The 19,664-nt window shown below is 68.2% G+C and carries 19 protein-coding genes and 2 pseudogenes; 14 read left to right on the top strand and 7 right to left on the bottom strand.

What is annotated here, in order from left to right:
* Nucleotides 1–9: 9 nt before the first annotated feature.
* Nucleotides 10–1,617 carry an arylsulfatase gene (locus RTK35_RS28400; RefSeq protein ID WP_316909546.1) on the top strand — a complete coding sequence of 536 codons (1,608 nt, stop codon included), beginning with the start codon at nt 10–12 and terminating at the stop codon, nt 1,615–1,617.
* A 173-nt stretch (nt 1,618–1,790) separates the two neighbouring features.
* On the opposite strand, the gene RTK35_RS28395 is transcribed toward RTK35_RS28400, so the two are convergent.
* The 3 genes from RTK35_RS28395 to RTK35_RS28385 form a co-directional block, all read right to left on the bottom strand.
* Complete coding sequence (locus RTK35_RS28395; protein ID WP_107329132.1) at nt 1,791–2,759, bottom strand: GGDEF domain-containing protein; 969 nt, start codon at nt 2,757–2,759, stop codon at nt 1,791–1,793.
* A gap of 74 nt (nt 2,760–2,833) precedes the next feature.
* Complete coding sequence (locus tag RTK35_RS28390) at nt 2,834–3,856, bottom strand: DUF2955 domain-containing protein (RefSeq protein WP_107329131.1); 1,023 nt, start codon at nt 3,854–3,856, stop codon at nt 2,834–2,836.
* An 8-nt stretch (nt 3,857–3,864) separates the two neighbouring features.
* Entirely contained in the window at nt 3,865–4,926 is a 1,062-nt protein-coding gene (locus RTK35_RS28385; protein ID WP_160481686.1) for an HlyD family secretion protein, read from the bottom strand.
* A gap of 164 nt (nt 4,927–5,090) precedes the next feature.
* Here RTK35_RS28385 and RTK35_RS28380 point away from each other — a divergent pair, with 164 nt between their 5' ends.
* Nucleotides 5,091–6,047 (top strand): LysR family transcriptional regulator, encoded by a 957-nt coding sequence (locus tag RTK35_RS28380; RefSeq protein WP_044402018.1) that lies wholly within the window; start codon nt 5,091–5,093, stop codon nt 6,045–6,047.
* 96 nt (nt 6,048–6,143) lie between these two features.
* Nucleotides 6,144–6,341 carry a hypothetical protein gene (locus RTK35_RS28375; RefSeq protein WP_044402015.1) on the top strand — a complete coding sequence of 66 codons (198 nt, stop codon included), beginning with the start codon at nt 6,144–6,146 and terminating at the stop codon, nt 6,339–6,341.
* A gap of 179 nt (nt 6,342–6,520) precedes the next feature.
* Here the strand turns inward: RTK35_RS28375 and desA are convergent, their stop codons facing one another.
* On the bottom strand, nt 6,521–7,705 hold the full coding sequence (gene desA, locus RTK35_RS28370; protein ID WP_044402012.1) for a delta-9 fatty acid desaturase DesA: 1,185 nt from the start codon (nt 7,703–7,705) through the stop codon (nt 6,521–6,523).
* Between the two features lie 183 nt (nt 7,706–7,888).
* On the opposite strand from desA, the gene dibA reads away from it, so the two are divergent.
* From dibA to RTK35_RS28340, 6 genes are all read left to right on the top strand, one after another.
* A complete protein-coding gene (gene dibA / locus RTK35_RS28365; protein WP_142013461.1) occupies nt 7,889–9,829 on the top strand; it encodes a phosphodiesterase DibA in 1,941 nt (646 codons plus the stop codon).
* 134 nt (nt 9,830–9,963) lie between these two features.
* Nucleotides 9,964–10,143, top strand: coding sequence for a sulfur starvation response protein OscA (gene oscA, locus RTK35_RS28360; RefSeq protein ID WP_044402006.1), 180 nt, complete (start codon nt 9,964–9,966; stop codon nt 10,141–10,143).
* Nucleotides 10,144–10,272: 129 nt separating this feature from the next.
* The gene (locus RTK35_RS28355; protein ID WP_208275410.1) at nt 10,273–11,283 is read left to right on the top strand and encodes a sulfate ABC transporter substrate-binding protein; all 1,011 of its coding nucleotides are present in this window, start codon (nt 10,273–10,275) and stop codon (nt 11,281–11,283) included.
* Nucleotides 11,284–11,420: 137 nt separating this feature from the next.
* Complete coding sequence (gene cysT, locus RTK35_RS28350; protein ID WP_142013457.1) at nt 11,421–12,239, top strand: sulfate ABC transporter permease subunit CysT; 819 nt, start codon at nt 11,421–11,423, stop codon at nt 12,237–12,239.
* A 10-nt stretch (nt 12,240–12,249) separates the two neighbouring features.
* Nucleotides 12,250–13,119 (top strand): sulfate ABC transporter permease subunit CysW, encoded by an 870-nt coding sequence (gene cysW / locus RTK35_RS28345; RefSeq protein WP_208275412.1) that lies wholly within the window; start codon nt 12,250–12,252, stop codon nt 13,117–13,119.
* 3 nt (nt 13,120–13,122) lie between these two features.
* Complete coding sequence (locus tag RTK35_RS28340) at nt 13,123–14,112, top strand: sulfate/molybdate ABC transporter ATP-binding protein (protein ID WP_044401994.1); 990 nt, start codon at nt 13,123–13,125, stop codon at nt 14,110–14,112.
* 122 nt (nt 14,113–14,234) lie between these two features.
* Here RTK35_RS28340 and RTK35_RS28335 read toward each other — a convergent pair whose 3' ends face one another.
* Complete coding sequence (locus RTK35_RS28335) at nt 14,235–14,639, bottom strand: hypothetical protein (protein WP_316909545.1); 405 nt, start codon at nt 14,637–14,639, stop codon at nt 14,235–14,237.
* 134 nt (nt 14,640–14,773) lie between these two features.
* Between RTK35_RS28335 and RTK35_RS28330 the strand changes: the two genes are divergently transcribed.
* Both RTK35_RS28330 and RTK35_RS28325 read left to right on the top strand, forming a co-directional pair.
* Nucleotides 14,774–15,565 carry a helix-turn-helix domain-containing protein gene (locus tag RTK35_RS28330; protein WP_044401988.1) on the top strand — a complete coding sequence of 264 codons (792 nt, stop codon included), beginning with the start codon at nt 14,774–14,776 and terminating at the stop codon, nt 15,563–15,565.
* A gap of 136 nt (nt 15,566–15,701) precedes the next feature.
* Nucleotides 15,702–16,442, top strand: coding sequence for a hypothetical protein (locus tag RTK35_RS28325; RefSeq protein ID WP_316909544.1), 741 nt, complete (start codon nt 15,702–15,704; stop codon nt 16,440–16,442).
* A gap of 37 nt (nt 16,443–16,479) precedes the next feature.
* Here RTK35_RS28325 and RTK35_RS28320 read toward each other — a convergent pair whose 3' ends face one another.
* Complete coding sequence (locus RTK35_RS28320; protein ID WP_316909543.1) at nt 16,480–17,004, bottom strand: DUF962 domain-containing protein; 525 nt, start codon at nt 17,002–17,004, stop codon at nt 16,480–16,482.
* Between the two features lie 90 nt (nt 17,005–17,094).
* Here RTK35_RS28320 and RTK35_RS28315 point away from each other — a divergent pair, with 90 nt between their 5' ends.
* From RTK35_RS28315 to RTK35_RS28305, 3 genes and pseudogenes are all read left to right on the top strand, one after another.
* The gene (locus RTK35_RS28315) at nt 17,095–17,790 is read left to right on the top strand and encodes a Crp/Fnr family transcriptional regulator (RefSeq protein WP_222900547.1); all 696 of its coding nucleotides are present in this window, start codon (nt 17,095–17,097) and stop codon (nt 17,788–17,790) included.
* Nucleotides 17,791–18,274: 484 nt separating this feature from the next.
* Nucleotides 18,275–18,550, top strand: a pseudogene (locus tag RTK35_RS30740) (methyl-accepting chemotaxis protein); the annotation flags it as partial.
* Nucleotides 18,551–18,553: 3 nt separating this feature from the next.
* Nucleotides 18,554–18,946, top strand: a complete 393-nt coding sequence (locus tag RTK35_RS28305) for a CZB domain-containing protein (RefSeq protein ID WP_377744239.1) — start codon at nt 18,554–18,556, stop codon at nt 18,944–18,946.
* A gap of 7 nt (nt 18,947–18,953) precedes the next feature.
* Here the strand turns inward: RTK35_RS28305 and RTK35_RS30735 are convergent.
* Nucleotides 18,954–19,358 (bottom strand): annotated as a pseudogene (locus RTK35_RS30735) (methyl-accepting chemotaxis protein); the annotation flags it as partial.
* Nucleotides 19,359–19,664: the final 306 nt, after the last annotated feature.

The following is a 19,664-nucleotide window of genomic DNA, read 5'->3' as shown; positions in this document are numbered from 1 at the left end:
GGAGCCTCCATGAGCAAACGCCCGAACTTCCTGATCATCGTCGCCGACGACCTGGGCTTCTCCGACCTGGGCGCCTTCGGCGGCGAGATCGCCACGCCGAACCTGGACCGCCTGGCCTTCGACGGCCTGCGCCTGACCGACTTCCACACCGCGCCCACCTGCTCGCCGACCCGCTCGATGCTGCTCACCGGCACCGACCACCACATCGCCGGCATCGGCACCATGGCCGAGGCGCTGACCCCGGAGCTGATCGGCAAGCCGGGCTACGAGGGCTACCTCAACGACCGCGTGGTGGCGCTGCCGGAGCTGCTGCGCGAGGCGGGCTACCAGACGCTGATGTCCGGCAAGTGGCACCTGGGCCTGACCGCCGAGCGGGCGCCCCATGCGCGGGGCTTCGAGCGCTCCTTCTCGCTGCTGCCGGGGGCGGCCAACCACTATGGCTACGAGCCGCCCTACGACGAGACCACGCCGGGCATCCTCAAGGCGACGCCGGCGCTGTACGTGGAAGACGACCGCTTCATCGAGCAGTTGCCGGAGGATTTCTATTCCTCCGACGCCTTCGCCGACCGGCTGATCCAGTACCTGAAGGAACGCGACCAGAGCCGACCGTTCTTCGCCTACCTGCCCTTCTCGGCGCCGCACTGGCCGCTGCAGGCGCCGGCCGAGGTTGTGGATAACTACCGGGGCCGCTACGACGCCGGGCCCGAGGCGCTACGCCTGGAACGCCTGGAGAAGCTCAAGGCGCTGGGCCTGGTGGCGGCGGATGTGGAAGCGCATTCGGTGCGGGCGATCAGCGCCGAGTGGGACGCGCTGAGCGAGGCGGAACGCCAGGTGTCGGCGCGGACCATGGAGGTCTATGCGGCGATGGTGGAGCGCATGGACTGGAACATCGGCCGGGTGCTGGACTACCTGCGCCAGCAGGGCCTGGAGGACGACACCTTCATCCTCTTCATGTCCGACAACGGCGCCGAGGGCGCCCTGCTGGAGGCCTTCCCCAAGTTCGGCCCGAACCTGAAGAGCTTCCTCGACCAGCACTACGACAACAGCCTGGAGAACATCGGCCGCGCCAACTCCTACGTCTGGTACGGGCCGCGCTGGGCCCAGGCGGCCACGGCGCCGTCGCGCCTGTACAAGGCCTTCACCACCGAGGGCGGCATCCGCGTGCCGGCGCTGGTGCGTTATCCACAGCTGCGGCGGCAGAAGCAGATCAGCCACACCTTCGCCACGGTGATGGACATCACCCCGACGGTGCTGGACCTGGCCGGCGTGCGCCACCCGGGCACCCGCTGGCGCGGCCGCGAGGTGGCGCCGGTGCGCGGGCGCTCCTGGCTGGGCTACCTCTCGGGCGAGACGCCCCAGGTGCACGATGGCAGGACGGCCACCGGCTGGGAGCTGTTCGGCATGCGCGCCATCCGCCAGGGGCACCTGAAGGCGGTGTACATCCCCGCGCCGGTGGGGCCGGAAACCTGGCAGCTGTACGACTTGGAGAAGGACCCGGGGGAAATCCACGACCTGGCCCAGGAGCAGCCGGAAGCGCTGGCCGGGCTGATCGAGGCCTGGCAGCGCTATGTGGACGAGACGGGGGTGATCCTCAGCGAGTCGCCGTTCCAGCCGTAGGGCGAGCGCGAAGAATGGGGGCGCAGGGTGGACCGTGATGGCGATGAACCTGTAGGGGCGAATTCATTCGCCCAAGGACCGCATAGCGGTCCCATGGATTCCGAAGGGCGGGCCTGCGGCCCGCTTGGCGGCTGAAGCCGCCCCTACGGCACGAAGCCCGCATGGCCGGGTGGCTAGACCTGCACGATCTGGTTCTTGCCGCTGCGCTTGGCGGTGTACATGGCCTCGTCGGCGCGGGTGTAGAGCTGTTCGAGGGTGTCGCCGGGGCGCAGGGTGGTGAGGCCCTGGCTGAGGGTGACGTTGAACACCTTGCCGTTGGCGCTGAACGACAGCCGCTGCACTTCGCGCTCCAGGCGCTCGGCCACCTGCAGGGCCTGAGCCGGGTCGCAGCCGGGGAACACGGCGGCGAACTCCTCGCCGCCGATGCGGCCGAAGTGGTCGACCCGCCGCAAGGCACCGGCGCCGCACTGGGCGATGCGCTGCAGCACCACGTCGCCCACCTGATGGCCGAAGGTGTCGTTGATCTGCTTGAAGTCATCGATGTCCAGCAGCAGGAAGGCCAGGGAGCGCTCGTAGCGCTCGGCGACGTCGAACTCGCGCTGGGCGCATTCGAAGAAGTGCCGGCGGTTGCTGGTGCCGGTCAGCACGTCGGTGGTGGCCAGGCGCTGCAGCTCGGCCTCCAGGGTCTTCTTCTCGGTGATGTCTTCGGCGATGCCCACCACCAGGGTGGTCTGCCCGGCCTGACCCTGGCGGCTGACGAAGCACTTGTCGCTGAGCCAGCGCACCTGGCCGTCGCCACGGATGATGCGGTACTCGCGGGCCTCGATGGCGCCCTTCTCCAGCACCTGGGCGAGGCTGCTGGCGGCGTACTCGACGTCGTCGGGGTAGATGCAGTTGCGCCACTCGTTGACGTCCACCATCAGCAGCTCGGCCGGGCGGCCGAACAGGCGCTCGTAGTGGGGGCTGACGTAGACGATCTTCTGCGCCTCCCAGTCCAGCGCCCAGAGCACGGCGTTGACGCTGCCCAGCAGCACGTTGAACAGCGCCTCGCGTTCGCGCAGGCGCTCCACCTCACCCCGGCTGTGCAGCAGCGCCAGGGTGAGCTTTTCCGCCTCGCTGGGTATTTCGTCCAGGTTTTCCATCCGTCCCATAGCCTTCCTTCGCGTCCTCGATCGGGTTGAGCCCGCCCATCCCGGGCAGGCGGGGCAAGGCCGAATCAAGCATGGCTCTGGTGGCGGGTGGCGGCAAAACGGTTGAGGAGCCGGTGTAGGACGAACACCGCAAGGAGGGTGACGAAGACCGCTACGCAAACCGAACTGAGCCGATAGGCCAGGCTGAACATCATGTCGTGACTCGGCGTCAGGTATTGACCGAAAACGATGGCCAAAGTTGTCAACGCGCCGAAGCCAACCCCCTGTGCACCCTCCAATACGTGCACCCGGGCACAGAAAAACGCGGCGATCCAGTACAGCGAGGTGACGAGCGGTAGTACGTCGTAGTGGTCGTAGAGCAGCAGTTGCAGGCTGAGGGCGATGACGCAGCCGAGCAGGGTTCCGAGGGCGCGGATACGCCCGGCGAAGCGGATGCCGTGCCAGTGCATCGGAAACAGCACCAGGATCGAGGCGATCTGGGCCGACAGCGAGTCCCTGAGGTCGAGGGTCTGGAAGAGCATGAAGGACAGCGTGGCGAGGCTGGCGCCAAGCACGGCCTCGTGGCGCCGGCTGGGCAGGTCCTTCTCCGGGAGGACGCGGGGTGCGCGCGGCTCGGCATCGGGGAAGAGGTAGAACATCAGCCAGGCGATCAGCACCGTGAGGCCGGCGGCCACCAGGTTGCTGGCTACCAGGTCGTAGAGGTGGGTGTCGGGGTAGCTGGCGAAGTGCAGTTGCATGGAGAGGAACACGCAGCCCAGGGCGCCGAACAGGAACAGCGGGCCGCGCGCCATGAGGGCGAAGCGCCAGAAGAAGGCGAGGAACACCAGGGGCACGATGAGCAGCGGGCGGTCGCCGAACAGGCCGTAGATGACCAGTGTCTCCAGGCTCACCAGCACCGCCTGGGCGAGGAACTGGCGGATCAGGTGGGCGTTGAGGGTGGGCACCAGGCCGAGCAGCAGCATGGGGTAGACGCAGAAGAACGAGCCGTTGTCCCAGTTCATCAGCTTGCAGATGAACAGCCCGAGGGTGCCGCCGCAGGCCAGGCGCAGGCACTGGCGCAGGCCGTTTTCGTCGAGGGCGCGCTTCATTGTCGGACTCAGTAGATGTAGTGGAGCCAGGCGATGAGGCGGATCTGCGCGCGGCCCAGGGCGCTGGCCAGCGGCGAGTCGTGGGGGTAGAGCTGCACCGTGGCCTTGGCGCCGCTGGGCAGGGGCGCCTCGGGCGCCTGCTCCAGCACCACGTGCAGGCGCTGGCGCTGGGCATCACGGACCCAGCGGTCGGAGCTGGCGGGGGCGGCCAGGTCGCCGTTGGCATCGAGCTGGCCCTCGCGCACGCCGGCGTCGATGGCGCTGACCCGGGCCGGGAAGATGTGCCCCGGCCAGGCGTCGAAGACCACGGCGGCGGCATCGCCCGGGCCGACATAGCGCAGGGCCTTTTCGCGGAAGTCGGCGCTGATGTCCACCTCGTCGGCCACCAGGGCCGCCACCGGGGTGCCGGCGGCAACGTAGGCGCCCGGCGAGAGCTGCAGGTTGCTGACCACCCCGGCACGCTCGGCGCGGACCTCGGTGTAGGCCAGTTGCAGGCGGGCCTGCTCCAGCTGGTTGCGGGCCTGGCGCAGGCGCAGGTTGTCGGCGCCAGCGGTGCCCCGGCGGGCCTCCTGCTCGCGGATGCGTGCCTGGGCGGCGAGGACGTCGGCGCGGGCGGCGCTGCGGCGCGACTCGGTCTGCTCGTAGAGCTGGCGGGAGACGTGCTGGGTCTGCACCAGGCGTGCAAGGCGGTCGGTCTCGCGCTCCAGCTCGCGGGCGGTCACCTCGGCGGCGTGCAGCGAGGCCCGGGCGGCGGCGAGGCCGGCGTCCAGCTCGGCGTTGTCCCGCGCAGCCGCCTCCACGGCCAGCTCGGCGGCGGCCACGGCGAGGCGATAGGGCTCGGGGTCGAGGCGGAACAGCACCTGGCCGGCCTCGACGTGGCGGTTGTTGGCCACGGCCACGTCCAGCACCTGGCCACCGACACGGGGCGCCAGGCGCACCACCGGACGGGTCAGCTGGGCCTGGGGCGTGACGGGCATCCACAGGTCGGCGGCGAGGAAGTAGGCGAACAGCAGGACGAAGGCGACGATGGCGGCGCGGACCCGGCGCGCGAAGCGTTGATCGGGGGTCATGAATTACCTCTGGCGGCGCTGGACGAACAGGCCGCAAGGCCACGGAACGGGCCGGAAGGCGGCACACCAGCGAAATGGGAAACAGTTCGGCACCGCAGTATATTGGGCCGCTTTTCCCTGATAATCCGCGTCCCCAGAGAAGCAGCCTTGCGCGAGGAGTAACAATGGACACCCTGAACAGCATGCGTGTGTTCGTTCGCGTCATCGAGACCGGCAGCTTCACGGCCGCCGCCCAGGCCCTGGACCTGTCCACTGCCCAGGTGTCGCGCCTGGTGTCGGAGTTGGAGCAGCAGCTGCAGGCCCGGCTGCTGCACCGCACCACCCGGCGCCTGGGGCTGACGGAAGTGGGTGAGCGCTACCTGCAGCGCTGCCGCTCGATCCTCGACGAGGTGGACCAGGCCGCTGCCGAGGCGCGCGGGGCGCACCTCAAGCCCAGCGGCCGCCTGCGGGTGCACACCATGACCGGCCTCGGCCTGCAGCACGTCACCGGGCTGGTGGCCCGCTACAGCGCGCTGTACCCGGAGGTGGTGGTGGAGCTGACGCTGTCGCAGCGCAACCCCGACCCCATCGAGGACGGCCAGGACGTGGTGCTGACCTTCGCCCGCGAGCTGCCGGACTCCCAGCGCATCGCCCAGTCACTGGGGCAGATGTACAGCGTGCTCTGCGCCTCGCCCGACTACCTGGCCCGCCACGGCGTGCCCAGCGGCCCGGCGGACCTGCGCCGGCACCGCTACCTGCGCCTGCTGGACCCGCTCTACCAGGACAACTGGACCCTGAGCGACGAGCACGGCGAATACGACGTGCTGCCGGCGGAGGCCTTCCAGGTGAACGTGGCCGAGTCCCTGGCGCGGGCGGCCCAGGCCGGCATGGGCTTCTGCCTGCTGCCCTCCTTCGTCGCCTGCCAGCCCTTGCGCGAAGGCAGCCTGCTGCGGCTGTTGCCGGAACACCGCCTGCGCGAGCGCAACATCTATGCGATCTACCCGTCGCGGCACTTCATCGACGCGAAGATCCGCACCTGGGTGGACTTCCTCAAGGCCGAACTGCCCCCGCTGTTCGCCCAGGACGACGCGGTGCTGGACGACCCTCGGCACTGGGCTCGACCGAATTCATTGTTGCGCTAGAAGCAATTGTGATTCACCTGCCTGGCGGTTTTTCCGGGTGGGGCCGGCGCCTAAGATGGCCCCCGTTCCCAGATGCATCCCGCCGAGGATCACGCCATGCACCGCAATCTCTTCATTACTGCCAGCTTCGCCGCTTTCGCCCTGTCCTTCGCCCAGTTCTCCTTCGCTGAAGAGTCCTCCGCCTTTGTTGCGCGAAATGCGCAGTATCAGCAGCGCGCCATCGACGCCGCTCACGAGCAGGCCGTCGCCCGCCAGGGTGCCGAGCAACCGGCCGACACCGCCCAGGACAGCTGATTGACCGCGTTTCCTTCCCTGACCTCCTGACACCGGGTATCCGCTCCTAACCCGCCCGGTGTCTTGTTCCAGCCGCCCCTCCCCGGGCGGCTTTTTTTGCGCGCTCGTTGGGTGGACGGCGTGATGCGCGGGCATGAAAAAGGCCGGCATGTGCCGGCCTTCCCGTAACCCGCTGGACCTCAGGCAGTCGCCGGGCGCAGCGAGTAGGTCTTGAGCTGCTCGGCGAAGTCCCGCAGGGACTGGATGCCGCTGGCCTCGGCCTCGTGCACCCACTGCTTGATGGCTTCGAGCATCTCGTGGCCGTTGGCGCTGGTCTTGGCCCAGATGTGCTGCAGGGCCAGGCGCTTCTCGTAGATGGTGCGCAGGGCCTGGCTCTGCTCCAGCATGGCGGCGATGCGCGCGTGGTGGCCGTCGTCCAGCAGGCTGGTCTCGCGGGACAACAGGCGCTTGGCGCGGCGGAACAGGTGGCGGACCGACTCGTCGGCCTTGGCCAGCTCCTGCTTCACCAGCGGGGCGATCACCAGGCGGCGGTACTGGGCCATGATCTGGAAGCGGTTGTTGAGGATGGCCATGGCGGTGTCCATGTCCAGGTTGCCCTTGCCGGCTACCTGGTGGGCGATGGGCGCGACGCGCTGCACCTTGGCCAGGCCGAGCAGGCTGAACAGTTTGATCCAGGCCCAGCCCAGGTCGAACTCCCACTTCTTCACCGAGAGCTTGGCGGAGTTGGGGTAGGTGTGGTGGTTGTTGTGCAGCTCTTCACCGCCGATGAGGATGCCCCAGGGCACCAGGTTGGTGGCGGCGTCGCGGCATTCGAAGTTGCGGTAGCCGATGGCGTGGCCGAGGCCGTTGATGACGCCGGCGGCCCAGACGGGGATCCACATCATCTGCACGGCCCAGACGGTCATGCCGGCGGCGCCGAACAGCGCCAGGTCGATGATCGCCATCAGGGTCACGCCGCCGATGGGGTAGCGCGAGTAGACGTTGCGTTCGAGCCAGTCATCCGGGCAGTTCTTGCCGTAGATGCGCAGGGTCTCCTCGTTGCGGGCCTCTTCGCGGTAGAGTTCCGCGCCGCGCCGCAGCACGGTGGACAGGCCTTTGTGCACGGGGCTGTGGGGATCGTCCACGGTTTCGCACTTGGCGTGGTGCTTGCGGTGGATGGCCGTCCACTCACGGGTGTTCATGGCGGTGGTCATCCACAGCCAGAAACGGAAGAAGTGCTTGAGGGCCGGGTGGAGTTCGAGGGATCGATGGGCGGAGTAGCGATGCAGGTAGACCGTGACGCTGACGATGGTGATGTGCGTCATCACCAGGGTGACTGCCACGAGCTGCCAGGCCGACAGGTCGAGAAAACCGTTGTACCACATGGGGTGCATAACCTCGGGGGAAGAAGGAACGAGATCTGCCCGCGATGATTTGTCGGACAAACGACCTCATTATCCCCATGCTTCGTGAGAAAACCATCCTGTTCTTTAGATAAGAAAGAGATGAATGCGCGTTCATCTATAATGCGCAACCGATCACAAATCCGACACGGCCCCGACCACCCCATGAGAGCCCGATTCAGCGCCATGCGCGTGGTGTTGCCCTACTTCCTGCTGTCCTGCCTGTGGGTCATCTTCAGTGACTACCTGCTGCGCCAGCTGCCGCTCGGCGATGCCCAGCGCGACCTGCTGCAATCGGCGAAGGGCCTGTTCTTCGTACTGCTCAGCAGCGCCTTCCTCTACCTGCTGATCTGCCTGTACCTGCGCCGCCTGAGGGCGTACCTGCAGGCGCGCCGGGAGCAGGACGCCAGCCTGCGCCAGGCGGCGGCGGTGTTCGACAGCACCCAGGAAGGGGTACTGGTCACCGACGCGGAGCAACGCATCGTCCACGTCAACCGGGCCTTCGCCCGCATCACCGGCTACAGCGAGGAAGAGGTGATCGGCCGTACGCCGATGCTGTTCAAGTCCGGCCGGCACGATGGAACGTTCTACCAGTCGATGTGGAACGCCCTGGCCAACCGCAACGAGTGGAGCGGGGAGATCTGGAACCGCCGACGCAACGGCGAGACCTACCCGCTGTGGCAGAACATCCGCGCCATCCACGACGAGGACGGGGCGCTGACCCACTACGTGGCGGTGTTCTCCGACATCAGCGCCATCAAGCGCTCGCAGAACGAGCTGGACTTCCTCGCCCACCACGACCCGCTGACCGGCCTGCCCAACCGCCTGCTGTTCACCGAACGCGTGGAGCACGCCCTGGAGCGCGCCCGTCGGGAAGGCAGCGAGGGCATCGTGGTGCTGCTGGACCTGGACCACTTCAAGCACATCAACGAAAGCCTCGGCCACAACGTCGGCGACCAGTTGCTCAAGGCCGTGGGCGAACGCCTGGGGCCGCTGGCCGAGGGCGGCATGACCCTGGCCCGGCTGGGAGGCGACGAGTTCGGCCTGCTGGCCGAGCGACGCAGCGCCGAGCAGGCCGCCGATCTCGCCGGGCGCATCCAGCAACGCCTGGAGGCCCCCTTCGAATCCGGCGGCCGCGCGCTGTTCATGAGTGCCAGCCTGGGTATCGCCCGCTTCCCGGGGGACGCGACCAACGTCGAGCAGGTGCTGCGCAACGCCGACTCGGCCCTGTTCAAGGCCAAGAGCGCCGGGCGCCAGACGTTCGCCTTCTACAGCCAGGACCTCACCGAGCAAGCCCGCCAGCGGGTGGAGCTGGTCAGCGCCCTGCGCCAGGCCCTGGAGCGGGACGAGCTGCGGGTCTACTTCCAGCCCATCCACGCCCTGGCCACCGGCCGCCTGCTGGGCGCCGAGGCCCTGGTGCGCTGGGAGCACCCGCAACGCGGGCTGGTGCCGCCCGGCGAGTTCCTACCGGTGGCGGAGGAAAGCGGCCTGGTGGGCGCCATCGACGCCTGGGTGCTGGAGCGCGCCTGCCGCCAGATGCAAGCCTGGAGCGAGCGCGGCCTGGCGCTCTCGTTCATCTCGGTGAACGTCTCCTGCCGCCTGTTCAGCCGGGGCGAGCTGGACACCCGCGTCGCCCGTGTCCTCAGGGAAACCGGCCTGGAGCCGGGGCGCCTGGAGCTGGAGATCACCGAAAGCGCAGTGATGGAAGACCCGGACACTGCCCTGGAGCTGCTCCAGCGCCTCTGCGCCCTGGGCGTGCGCCTGGCCATCGATGACTTCGGCACGGGCTACTCCTCCCTGCAGCGCCTCAAGCGCCTGCCGGTGCAGAAGCTGAAGATCGACCAGAGCTTCGTGCGCAACCTGCCCCAGGACCAGGACGACATGGCCATCGCCCGCGCGGTGACCGCCCTCGGCCACAGCCTGGGCCTGCAGGTACTGGCCGAAGGCATCGAGCGCCAGGACCAGATCGAGACGCTGCTGGGCCTGGGCTGCGACCAGGGCCAGGGCTACCTGTTCAACCGCCCGCGCCCGGCGGCGGAGCTGGAGGCGGAGTGGTACCAGGTGACCCACCCGCAGGAGCACCCGGGGCAGATTCCGCTGATCTGACGCCAACCTGCCTTAAAGTTATATAAAAATTCTTAAATAGTATTTTTAAGAATATTTGCGCCTTGCTTAAATGCGCCCACGCCACGCGAACAACCTGTTCATCGACGCGGGGCCCCTCATCAAGGAGCAAGATCATGAGCGCAACCCTCCGTAGCATCGACGGGCAGGACGAGGCCAGTATCCTGCGCGAAATCCAGAGTGCACTGAACGGCCTGCGGTTCGGTGCCGTCGAGATCACCGTCCACAACGGGCAAGTGGTCCAGATCGAACGCAAGGAAAAGTTCCGCCTGCAGCAACCGGCCAAGCACGGTTGAGACACAGGCCCGACTGGACCACCGGAGGGCTGCCGCGCCGACCACATCGGCGGGCCACACGCACGTCGCCGCTCGGCCGTGCCCAATAACAACACCCTCGCCGACACGACCAAATTCTGAGGAGCCTCCATGTCCATCCGCCGTTTCGCCCTGGCCAGCCTGGCCGGCGCCCTGCTCTCCACCCTGGTGGTCGGCCCCGTGGCCGCCGCGACCGAACTGCTCAACGTCTCCTACGACCCGACCCGTGAGCTGTACCAGGCCTACAACGCCGCCTTCGCCAAGCACTGGAAAGCCCAGGGCGGCGAAGACGTGAAGATCCAGCAATCCCACGGTGGCTCGGGCAAGCAGGCCCGTGCGGTGATCGATGGCCTCAAGGCCGACGTGGTGACCCTGGCGCTGGCCGGCGATATCGACGAGCTGCAGAAGCTCGGCAAGCTGATCCCCGAGAACTGGCAGGCACGCCTGCCGGACAACAGCACCCCCTACACCTCGACCATCGTGTTCCTGGTGCGCAAGGGCAACCCCAAGGGCATCAAGGACTGGGGCGACCTGACCAAAGAAGGCGTGGAAGTCATCACCCCGAACCCGAAGACCTCCGGCGGCGCCCGCTGGAACTTCCTGGCCGCCTGGGCCTGGGCGAAGAAGCAGTACGGCAGCGACGCCAAGGCCCAGGAATACGTGCAGGCCCTGTACAAGCACGTGCCGGTTCTCGACACTGGCGCCCGCGGTTCGACCATCACCTTCGTCAACAACAACATCGGCGACGTGCTGCTGGCCTGGGAGAACGAAGCCTTCCTGGCCCTCAAGGAGCAGGGTGGCGAGAACTTCGAGATCATCGCGCCCAGCCTGTCGATCCTCGCCGAGCCGCCGGTTTCCGTGGTCGACAAGAACGTCGACAAGAAGGGCACCCGCAAGGTCGCCGAAGCCTACCTGCAGTACCTGTACAGCGAGGAAGGCCAGCGCATCGCCGCGCAGAACTTCTACCGCCCGCGCAACGAGAAGGTCGCTGCCGAGTTCGCCAACCAGTTCCCGAAACTGGAGCTGGTGACCGTGGACAAGGACTTCAACGGCTGGAAGGAAGCGCAACCGAAGTTCTTCAACGACGGCGGCATCTTCGACCAGATCTACCAGGCGCAATGACGCGCCGCTGAAGCAGAAACAAGGGCGGGCTCCAATCCCGCCCGGACAAGGGGAAGCGCGAGCTTCCCTTTGCCGTGCCCGGGCCAGCGACGGCTGGCATCGGGCTTGAGCGTTCCAACGCAGAAAAAGGACAGATGATGTCTCGACGTATCTCCCCCGTCATACCCGGCTTCGGGCTGACGCTGGGCTACACGCTGGTGTACCTCAGCCTGCTGGTCCTGATCCCGCTGGGTGCCATGTTCCTTCGGACCTTCGACCTGAGCTGGACCCAGTTCTGGGGCATCGTCAGTTCACCCCGTGTGCTGGCCGCGCTGAAACTGAGCTTCGGCGCCGCGCTGGCCGCCGCCGTGATCAACGGCCTGATCGGAACCCTGCTGGCCTGGGTGCTGGTGCGCTACGACTTCCCCGGGCGCAAGATCATCGACGCCATGATCGACCTGCCCTTCGCCCTGCCCACCGCCGTCGCCGGCATCGCCCTCACCGCGCTGTATGCGCCGGCCGGCCTGGTCGGCCAGTTCGCCACCGACCTGGGCTTCAAGATCGCCTACACCCCGCTGGGCATCACCCTGGCGCTGACCTTCGTCACCCTGCCCTTCGTGGTGCGCACGGTGCAGCCGGTGCTGGCCGACATCCCCCGCGAGGTGGAAGAAGCCGCCGCCTGCCTGGGCGCCAAGCCGCTGCAGGTGTTCCGCCACATCCTCCTGCCGGCGCTGCTGCCCGCCTGGCTGACCGGCTTCGCCCTGGCCTTCGCCCGGGGCGTGGGCGAGTACGGCTCGGTGATCTTCATCGCCGGCAACATGCCGATGAAGACCGAGATCCTGCCGCTGCTGATCATGGTCAAGCTGGACCAGTACGACTACGCCGGCGCCACCGCCATCGGCGTGCTGATGCTGGTGGTCTCCTTCATCCTGCTGCTGCTGATCAACCTGCTGCAGCGCCGCATCGAAACCCCCTGAGGAGGCCGCCATGAGTTCCGCTACCCTGACCGCCACCTCCGCCAACGCTGCCCGTCGCGGCAACGTCTGGGGCCGTCGCGCGCTGATCGCCGCCGCCTGGCTGGTGTTCGCGCTGTTCCTGCTGCTGCCGCTGTACATCGTCCTGAGCGAGGCGCTGAAGCAGGGCTTCGGCACCTTCTTCGAGGCCATCCTCGAACCGGACGCCCTCTCCGCCCTGAAGCTGACGCTGATCGCCGTGGGCATCTCCGTGCCGCTGAACCTGGTGTTCGGTGTCGCCGCCGCCTGGTGCGTGAGCAAGTTCGAGTTCCGTGGCAAGAGCATCCTGGTCACCCTGATCGACCTGCCCTTCTCCGTCTCCCCGGTGATCGCCGGCCTGATCTACATCCTGCTGTTCGGCGCCCAGGGCTACTTCGGCGAATGGCTGAGCGACCACGACATCCAGATCGTCTTCGCCCTGCCCGGCATCGTCCTGGCCACCGTCTTCGTCACCGTGCCCTTCGTCGCCCGCGAGCTGATCCCGCTGATGCAGGAACAGGGCACCCAGGAAGAGGAAGCCGCGCGCCTGCTGGGCGCCAACGGCTGGCAGATGTTCTGGCACGTGACCCTGCCCAACATCAAATGGGGCCTGATCTACGGCGTGGTGCTGTGCACCGCGCGGGCGATGGGCGAGTTCGGCGCAGTGTCGGTGGTGTCCGGCCACATCCGCGGCGTCACCAACACCCTGCCCCTGCACGTCGAGATTCTCTACAACGAGTACAACCACGTCGCCGCGTTCAGCGTCGCCAGCCTGCTGCTGCTCCTGGCGCTGTTCATCCTGCTGCTCAAACAGTGGAGCGAAGCCCGTCTGTCCCGCCTACGTCACGCCGACGCGGAGGAGTAACCCATGTCCATCGAAATCCGTAACGTCAGCAAGAACTTCAACGCCTTCCGTGCGCTGAACGCCATCAACCTGGACATCCAGAGCGGCGAACTGGTCGCCCTGCTCGGCCCGTCCGGCTGCGGCAAGACCACCCTGCTGCGCATCATCGCCGGCCTGGAGACCCCGGACGCCGGCAACATCGTGTTCCACGGCGAGGACGTCTCCCAGCACGACGTGCGTGATCGCAACGTCGGCTTCGTGTTCCAGCACTACGCCCTGTTCCGCCACATGAGCGTGTTCGACAACGTCGCCTTCGGCCTGCGCATGAAGCCCAAGGGCGAGCGCCCCAGCGAGCCGGAGATCGCCGAGAAGGTCCACGAGCTGCTGAACATGGTGCAGCTGGACTGGCTCGCCGACCGCTACCCGGAGCAACTCTCCGGCGGCCAGCGCCAGCGCATCGCCCTGGCCCGCGCCCTGGCAGTGAAGCCGAAGATCCTGCTGCTGGACGAACCCTTCGGCGCCCTCGACGCCAAGGTGCGCAAGGAGCTGCGCCGCTGGCTGGCGCGCCTGCACGAGGAGATCAACCTGACCTCCGTGTTCGTCACCCACGACCAGGAAGAGGCCATGGAAGTGGCCGACCGCATCGTGGTGATGAACAAGGGCGTGATCGAGCAGATCGGCGCCCCGGGCGAGGTCTACGAGAACCCGGCCAGCGACTTCGTCTACCACTTCCTCGGTGACTCCAACCGCCTCTACCTGGGCAGCGACGAGCACGTGCTGTTCCGCCCCCACGAGGTGTCCCTGTCGCGCCAGGCGGTGGACGAACACCGCGCCGCCGAAGTGCGCGACATCCGCCCGCTGGGCGCCATCACCCGCGTCACCCTGAAGGTGGACGGGCAGGACGAGCTGATCGAGGCCGAAGTGGTCAAGGACCACGACAGCCTGGTGGGCCTGGCACGCGGCGAGACGCTGTTCTTCAAGCCCAAGGCCTGGCAGGCCGCGTCCTCGCTCTGAGCCGGTGACCCGCAAGCCCCTCCCCGGAGGGGCTTTTTCATGGGCGCGCGACCCTGGGCGGGGTGGACCCCGCTCAAGCGAACGCCCAGAGTGCATGGACAGCAGCGACCGGCTTGCCCGGGTTATCCACAGACCGCCTCGGCCGAGTGCTTCAGCCCCAGGTACTGCAGCTCGGCGAACAGCACCACCGCCAGCGCCTGGGCGATGACGAAGGCCTGGCCCCAGAAGGTCGGCTGCACCCAGCCGCTGGCCAGCAGCAGGAGGCTGTCCACCACCCAGGCGGCGTTGACGGCGATCACCGCCCACACCGCGCGCCGGTCCAGCGGCACACGGCGGGCCATCCACAGCAGCACGCCGCACCAGGGCAGCATCAGCAGGCCGGCGATCTGCAGCAGCGCGAGGGGCAGCCCCAGCAGGGCCGACAGGGGCGCCGCCCCCAGGCAGAGCAGCAGGCCGGCGCCGCCGCTGAGCAGGGCATCGAGTTGCAGGACACGGCGGAGCAGAGGATTCGGTTGCACGGTGTTCATGGCGAGTCTCCTGGCTGGACGAGGCGGCGGCGAAGGCCGCTGCCGACAGGCCGAGGATTCGCCGTCCCGCAGCATCGCGTCGATTACCTGGCAGGTAATGGCCAGCCCTACCAGCCTCGACTATCGTCGCTGCCATGAACGCACCGACTCTCCCCATCGGCGCCCTGCTGCGCCACTGGCGCCAGCGCCGCCGCCTCAGCCAGCTCGACCTGGCCTGCAGCGCCGACATCTCCACCCGCCACCTGAGCTTCGTCGAGACCGGACGGGCCCAGCCGAGCCGGGAGATGCTCCTGCACCTGGCCGAGCACCTGGAGATCCCCCTGCGCGAGCGCAACCGGCTGCTGGCCAGCGCCGGCTTCGCCCCGCTCTACCCGCAGCACAGCCTCGACGACCCGGCCCTGGACGCCGCCCGCCAGGCCATCGGGCAACTGCTCAAGGCCCATGAGCCGAACCCGGCCCTGGCCATCGACCGGCACTGGAACCTGCTGGCCGCCAACGACGCGGTGATGGCGCTGGTGGCGGGTGTCTCGCCGGCGCTGCTGGTGCCGCCGATCAACGCCCTGCGCCTGTCGCTGCACCCCGAGGGGCTGGCGCCGCGCATCCTCAACCTAGGCACCTGGCGCGCCCACCTGCTGGCGCGCCTGCGCCGGGACCTGGAGGCGAGCGGTGACGAGGCCCTGGCCGCCCTGCATGCCGAGCTGGCGGCCTACCCGGCGCCGCCCAGCGCAGAGACGCCGAGCGGCGATGCGGTGCTGGTGCCGCTGCTGCTGGACACGCCGCTGGGGGTGATCCGCTTCATCAGCACCATCACGGTGTTCGGCACGCCGGTGGACATCACCCTCTCGGAGCTGGCCCTGGAGACCCTGTTCCCCGCCGACCCGGAGAGCGCCGAGCGCCTGCGCCAACTGGTTCGACCGTCGGAATGAAGGCCCCGCCGGCACCAAATCACTCTTTCGGGTAATTCCGTCCATCCCGCGTCGCAGTAGGCTGTGCGCGCACCGGGCGGGCCCCACGGGCCCGTCCTTCGTCTGCTCACAACAACAAGAAAAGGAGCACGCCGGGATGCTTTCAGACGCTCTATCACGCGCTTTCATCGGATTGCTGCTGGGCCTTGCCGGGGCCGGGATGGCCCTGGCCGCCGAGCTGGCCCCCATCGACCAGGTCCAGGTCCATGCCTGCCGCGCCACCAGCAGCCTGCTGCTGTACCGGGGCGAAGGTTTCCAGGAGACCCACAAGGCCCGCTTCGAGACCGACCTCCAGGCCCTGGATGCCGCGTTCCAGGCGGTGCCGCAGCCCAGCGACGGGCTTCGGCAGAAGTACCGCGCCCTTGTTACCCAGCTGCAGCAGGGTGTTTCCTACGGCCACAACGAGGAGGACGTGCCCTGGCGCTTCCCCCAGGAGCTGGCCAAATCCCTGCGCGACCTGCTGATCGCCGCCCGCGCCGCCCCCGGCAACACCCCCCAGGGCGAGCTGCCCGCCAAGGTCGAGTACCTCGCCGTGCAGTACCTCAGTCGCGCCTACATCGGCACCTTCGAGATCGCACGGGAGAACGGCGACACCTACATCGGCCAGGACGAGCGCACCCTGCTGCCGGCCATCGACGCCCAGCTCCAGCCCCTGGACAAGGCCGACCCGGTGGTGGGCAAGCTGAAGACCCGCTGGGGCTTCCTCAAGGCCGCACTCGCCGACATGAACAGCCAGAGCAACACCCTGGTCAGCGCCTCCGGCCGCCCCTACGCACCGATGATGGTGGACCGCCACGCGCGCTCCATGAGCACCCAGTTGTTGGCGGCAGGGGGTTGAGGGAACGGGTCGCAGCGCGGGTTATCCACAGAGCGGCTCAGGCGGTGGCCTTTTTCTCGCGGATGCAGGTGGGGCCGGAGCGTTCCTCGATGGCGCGCTCCACCTCCTTGCGCAGGCCGAGCATGAAGCCCAGTTCCGCCACCACGAACAGCGGGCCCACCACCAGCCCCATCAGGTCGTCGACGAAGGCGGGCTTGCGGCCCTCGTAGTAGTGGCCGATGAACTGGATGACCCAACCGACGAAGAACAACCCCAGCCCGGCGCCCAGCCACACGGCGGTGGACTGCACGGCCAGGTGCTGGCCGGCCCAGAGGCTGAGGCCGAGCAGCGCGGTCATCACCACGCCGAAGCGCGTGTCGAGGCGGAAGTAGAACAGCGCGGCGGCCAGGGCCACGACGCTGGCGGGCGACAGCCACAGGTCGGCGACGGGCAGGCCCGGGCGGGACAACAGCACGGCCACGGCGACCACGATCATGGGGATGCCGATGAAGTGGCTGAAGATGTTGCGCCGGTCGCGGTGGTAGTCGGCGTACTGGCTCAGGTGATCGATGAGGGTTTTCATTGTTGTTTCCTCGGGTTCGGGCAGTGCGGTCGATAATGGCGCCTGCACTGGCCTATCCTCTGTCACCTAGCCGACAAACCCCAGCCCGCCATGCCCGAACTTTCCGACTGTCACCAACGCCTGCTCGCCGGCCACTGGTTCGCCAGCCTGCCGGAGGCCTTCCGCGAGGCCCTGCTGGGTGCCGCGCGCCCGCTGGAACTGGCGGCGGGGCAGCGCTTGTTCCGCCGCGGCGACCCGCCCTGCGGCCTGTACGCGGTGCTGGGCGGGGCGATCCGCGTGGGCGGCAGCACGGAGAACGGCAAGGAGGCGTTGCTGGCGCTGGTGGAGCCGCCCCACTGGTTCGGCGAGATCTGCCTGTTCGACGGCCAGCCGCGTACCCACGACGCCTTTGCCGAAAGCCCCAGCCACCTGCTCAACGTGCCCCAGGCGGCGCTGCTGCGCCTGCTGGAACAGCACCCGGCCCGCTGGCGCGACATGGCCCTGCTGATGAGCCAGAAGCTGCGCCTGGCGTTCATCGCCCTGGAAGAGATGAGCCTGCTGCCCGCGCCCCAGCGCCTGGCCCGGCGCCTGCTGCTGATCGCCGAGGGCTACGGCGAGGCGGACGGCCAGCGCCGGGTGATCCACCTGGCCCAGGAGCAGCTGGCGCAGATGCTGGCCATTTCCCGGCAGACCACCAACCAGATCCTCAAGGAGCTGGAGGCGCTGGGCCTGGTGCGCCTCACCTACGGCGGCATCGAGCTGCTGGACCTGGACGGCCTGCGCCAGCGCGCGGCCGGCGGGCGCTGAACGGTTCAAGAATCGCCGCGGCGAGGCGATAAGCTGGAAACCTGTCCTCTCTGTTCCCGGAGTCCTTATGTTCGGTGGGAAGTGGCGTCAACGCAGTGAAGAACTCGAAAGCCAGGTCAACCAACTGACCCGCGAGAACCAGCAACTACGCGAGGAGCTGGAGGCCCTTCGCCGCCAGGGCCAGGCCCACCATACGGAGGCGGACAGCGTGCTGGCGCAGCACCAGCTCCACGGCGAGCTGCACGGCAAGCTGGGGCTGTTCGCCGACTCCCTGTCGGACACCCGCGACAGTGTGGTTGCCCAGGCCGAGCAACTGCAGGTGGAGGTGGAAAAGCTGCAGCGCCACCAGGGGGTGTTCCAGGAAACCTCCAGCCTGCTGGGTGGTTTCTCCGGCGCCCTGGCCTCCATGGCCGAACAGGGCGTGAGCAGTGTGGAAAGCGTCAACCTGCTGCGCCAGCGCGTGGAGGAGATCAGCCGCATCGTCGACCTGATCAAGGCGATTTCCGACCAGACCAACCTGCTGGCGCTCAATGCCGCCATCGAGGCCGCACGGGCCGGTGAGCAGGGTCGCGGCTTCGCCGTGGTGGCCGATGAAGTGCGCGCCCTCGCCGGGCGTACCAGCCAGGCAACCCAGGAAATCAGCCAGTTGGTGGACAGCATCAACCAGGAAACCGGCCGCGCCAGCCAGGCCATCGGCAGCCTGTCCAGCGAGTCGACGCGCCTGTCCGAGAACGTGTCCAACTCGGCACAGACGCTGGATGAAATGGTGCAGTTGGGCGAACACATGAATCGCTTCATCGAGGGCATCGCCCTCAGCGCCTTCACCGAGGCGGTCAAGCTGGACCACCTGCTGTTCAAGCTGGGGGTCTACCAGCACCTGTTCAAGGGTGAACACCACGCCAACCTGAGCGACCACCAGCATTGCCGGCTGGGCCAGTGGTACCAGTCTTCGGCGATCCAGGCACGGTACGGCTCGCTGCGTGCCTTCCAGGCGCTCTCCGCGCCCCATGCACGGGTCCACCAGGCGGCACGAAGCGCGCTGGACGAGCTGCCAGGGAACAACCACCGGGCCCTGCTGCAGGCGGTGAACGACATGGAGGGCAGCAGCCAGGAGGTGAACCGCCTGCTGCGCGAACTGGCCCACCAGGTGCGCTGACGGTTCCCTACTCCGCCGCCCATTGGCGGGCCCACTCCGCCCAGGCGTCGCAACGGGCCTGCTGCCGGGCGTGACATGCCGACCATTCCGCCTGCAGCGGCGCCAGCACCTCGCCGACCGCCTGGCTGTCCCGGTCGAGCCGTTGCAGGGTTTCGCCGAGCGGTGCCAGGGCGGCCACCCCGTCGACCAGACCCTGGTCCTGGCTGGCCAGGTGTTCGACGGCGGCGGCGGTCTGCTGGCGGATGTCCTCGGCCATGCGCCCGACTTCCTCGGTGGCCTGGGCGGTGCGTGCCGCGAGGTTGCGGACTTCATCGGCCACCACGGCGAAGCCGCGCCCGGCATCCCCGGCGCGGGCGGCTTCGATGGCGGCGTTGAGGGCCAGCAGGTTGGTCTGGCTGGCGATGGACTGGATGCTCTGGGCCACCTGCTGGATGGCTTCGCTGCGGGTGGCCAGGGCCTCGACCCGCTGGCGCCCTTCCCCGCTGCGCGCCAGTTGGGCGGTGAGCCGCTGCTGGGCGGCGTCGAGGGTGGCGCGCCCCTGTTCGACCGCTTCGCGTACCTGCCGGGTGGCGGCGTCGAGCCCCTCGGCGTGGGGCAGCGGCTGTGCCTCGGCGGCTTCATCCAGCAGCGCCTGGGCGTGTTGTCGGTGGGTGTGCAATCGGGCGCGCGCGTCGGCCAGTTCGGCCTCCAGTTGCCGCCGCTCGGCGGCGTCCTGTTC

The organism is Pseudomonas sp. zfem003 (assembly GCF_032621675.1).
In the GTDB taxonomy this organism is placed as follows: domain Bacteria; phylum Pseudomonadota; class Gammaproteobacteria; order Pseudomonadales; family Pseudomonadaceae; genus Metapseudomonas; species Metapseudomonas otitidis.
Note: the sequence above shows the minus strand (reverse complement) of the source record. Positions and strands in the feature narration are given on the sequence as shown.

Excerpts from the sequence above, each read along its gene's own strand:
- RTK35_RS28400 (WP_316909546.1), top strand. The coding sequence starts at position 10 with ATGAGCAAACGCCCGAACTTCCTGATCATCGTCGCCGACGACCTGGGC.
- RTK35_RS28395 (WP_107329132.1), bottom strand. The coding sequence starts at position 2,759 with ATGGAAAACCTGGACGAAATACCCAGCGAGGCGGAAAAGCTCACCCTG.
- RTK35_RS28390 (WP_107329131.1), bottom strand. The coding sequence starts at position 3,856 with ATGAAGCGCGCCCTCGACGAAAACGGCCTGCGCCAGTGCCTGCGCCTG.
- RTK35_RS28385 (WP_160481686.1), bottom strand. The coding sequence starts at position 4,926 with ATGACCCCCGATCAACGCTTCGCGCGCCGGGTCCGCGCCGCCATCGTC.
- RTK35_RS28380 (WP_044402018.1), top strand. The coding sequence starts at position 5,091 with ATGGACACCCTGAACAGCATGCGTGTGTTCGTTCGCGTCATCGAGACC.
- RTK35_RS28375 (WP_044402015.1), top strand. The coding sequence starts at position 6,144 with ATGCACCGCAATCTCTTCATTACTGCCAGCTTCGCCGCTTTCGCCCTG.
- desA (WP_044402012.1), bottom strand. The coding sequence starts at position 7,705 with ATGTGGTACAACGGTTTTCTCGACCTGTCGGCCTGGCAGCTCGTGGCA.
- dibA (WP_142013461.1), top strand. The coding sequence starts at position 7,889 with ATGAGAGCCCGATTCAGCGCCATGCGCGTGGTGTTGCCCTACTTCCTG.
- oscA (WP_044402006.1), top strand. The coding sequence starts at position 9,964 with ATGAGCGCAACCCTCCGTAGCATCGACGGGCAGGACGAGGCCAGTATC.
- RTK35_RS28355 (WP_208275410.1), top strand. The coding sequence starts at position 10,273 with ATGTCCATCCGCCGTTTCGCCCTGGCCAGCCTGGCCGGCGCCCTGCTC.
- cysT (WP_142013457.1), top strand. The coding sequence starts at position 11,421 with ATGTCTCGACGTATCTCCCCCGTCATACCCGGCTTCGGGCTGACGCTG.
- cysW (WP_208275412.1), top strand. The coding sequence starts at position 12,250 with ATGAGTTCCGCTACCCTGACCGCCACCTCCGCCAACGCTGCCCGTCGC.
- RTK35_RS28340 (WP_044401994.1), top strand. The coding sequence starts at position 13,123 with ATGTCCATCGAAATCCGTAACGTCAGCAAGAACTTCAACGCCTTCCGT.
- RTK35_RS28335 (WP_316909545.1), bottom strand. The coding sequence starts at position 14,639 with ATGAACACCGTGCAACCGAATCCTCTGCTCCGCCGTGTCCTGCAACTC.
- RTK35_RS28330 (WP_044401988.1), top strand. The coding sequence starts at position 14,774 with ATGAACGCACCGACTCTCCCCATCGGCGCCCTGCTGCGCCACTGGCGC.
- RTK35_RS28325 (WP_316909544.1), top strand. The coding sequence starts at position 15,702 with ATGCTTTCAGACGCTCTATCACGCGCTTTCATCGGATTGCTGCTGGGC.
- RTK35_RS28320 (WP_316909543.1), bottom strand. The coding sequence starts at position 17,004 with ATGAAAACCCTCATCGATCACCTGAGCCAGTACGCCGACTACCACCGC.
- RTK35_RS28315 (WP_222900547.1), top strand. The coding sequence starts at position 17,095 with ATGCCCGAACTTTCCGACTGTCACCAACGCCTGCTCGCCGGCCACTGG.
- RTK35_RS28305 (WP_377744239.1), top strand. The coding sequence starts at position 18,554 with ATGGTGCAGTTGGGCGAACACATGAATCGCTTCATCGAGGGCATCGCC.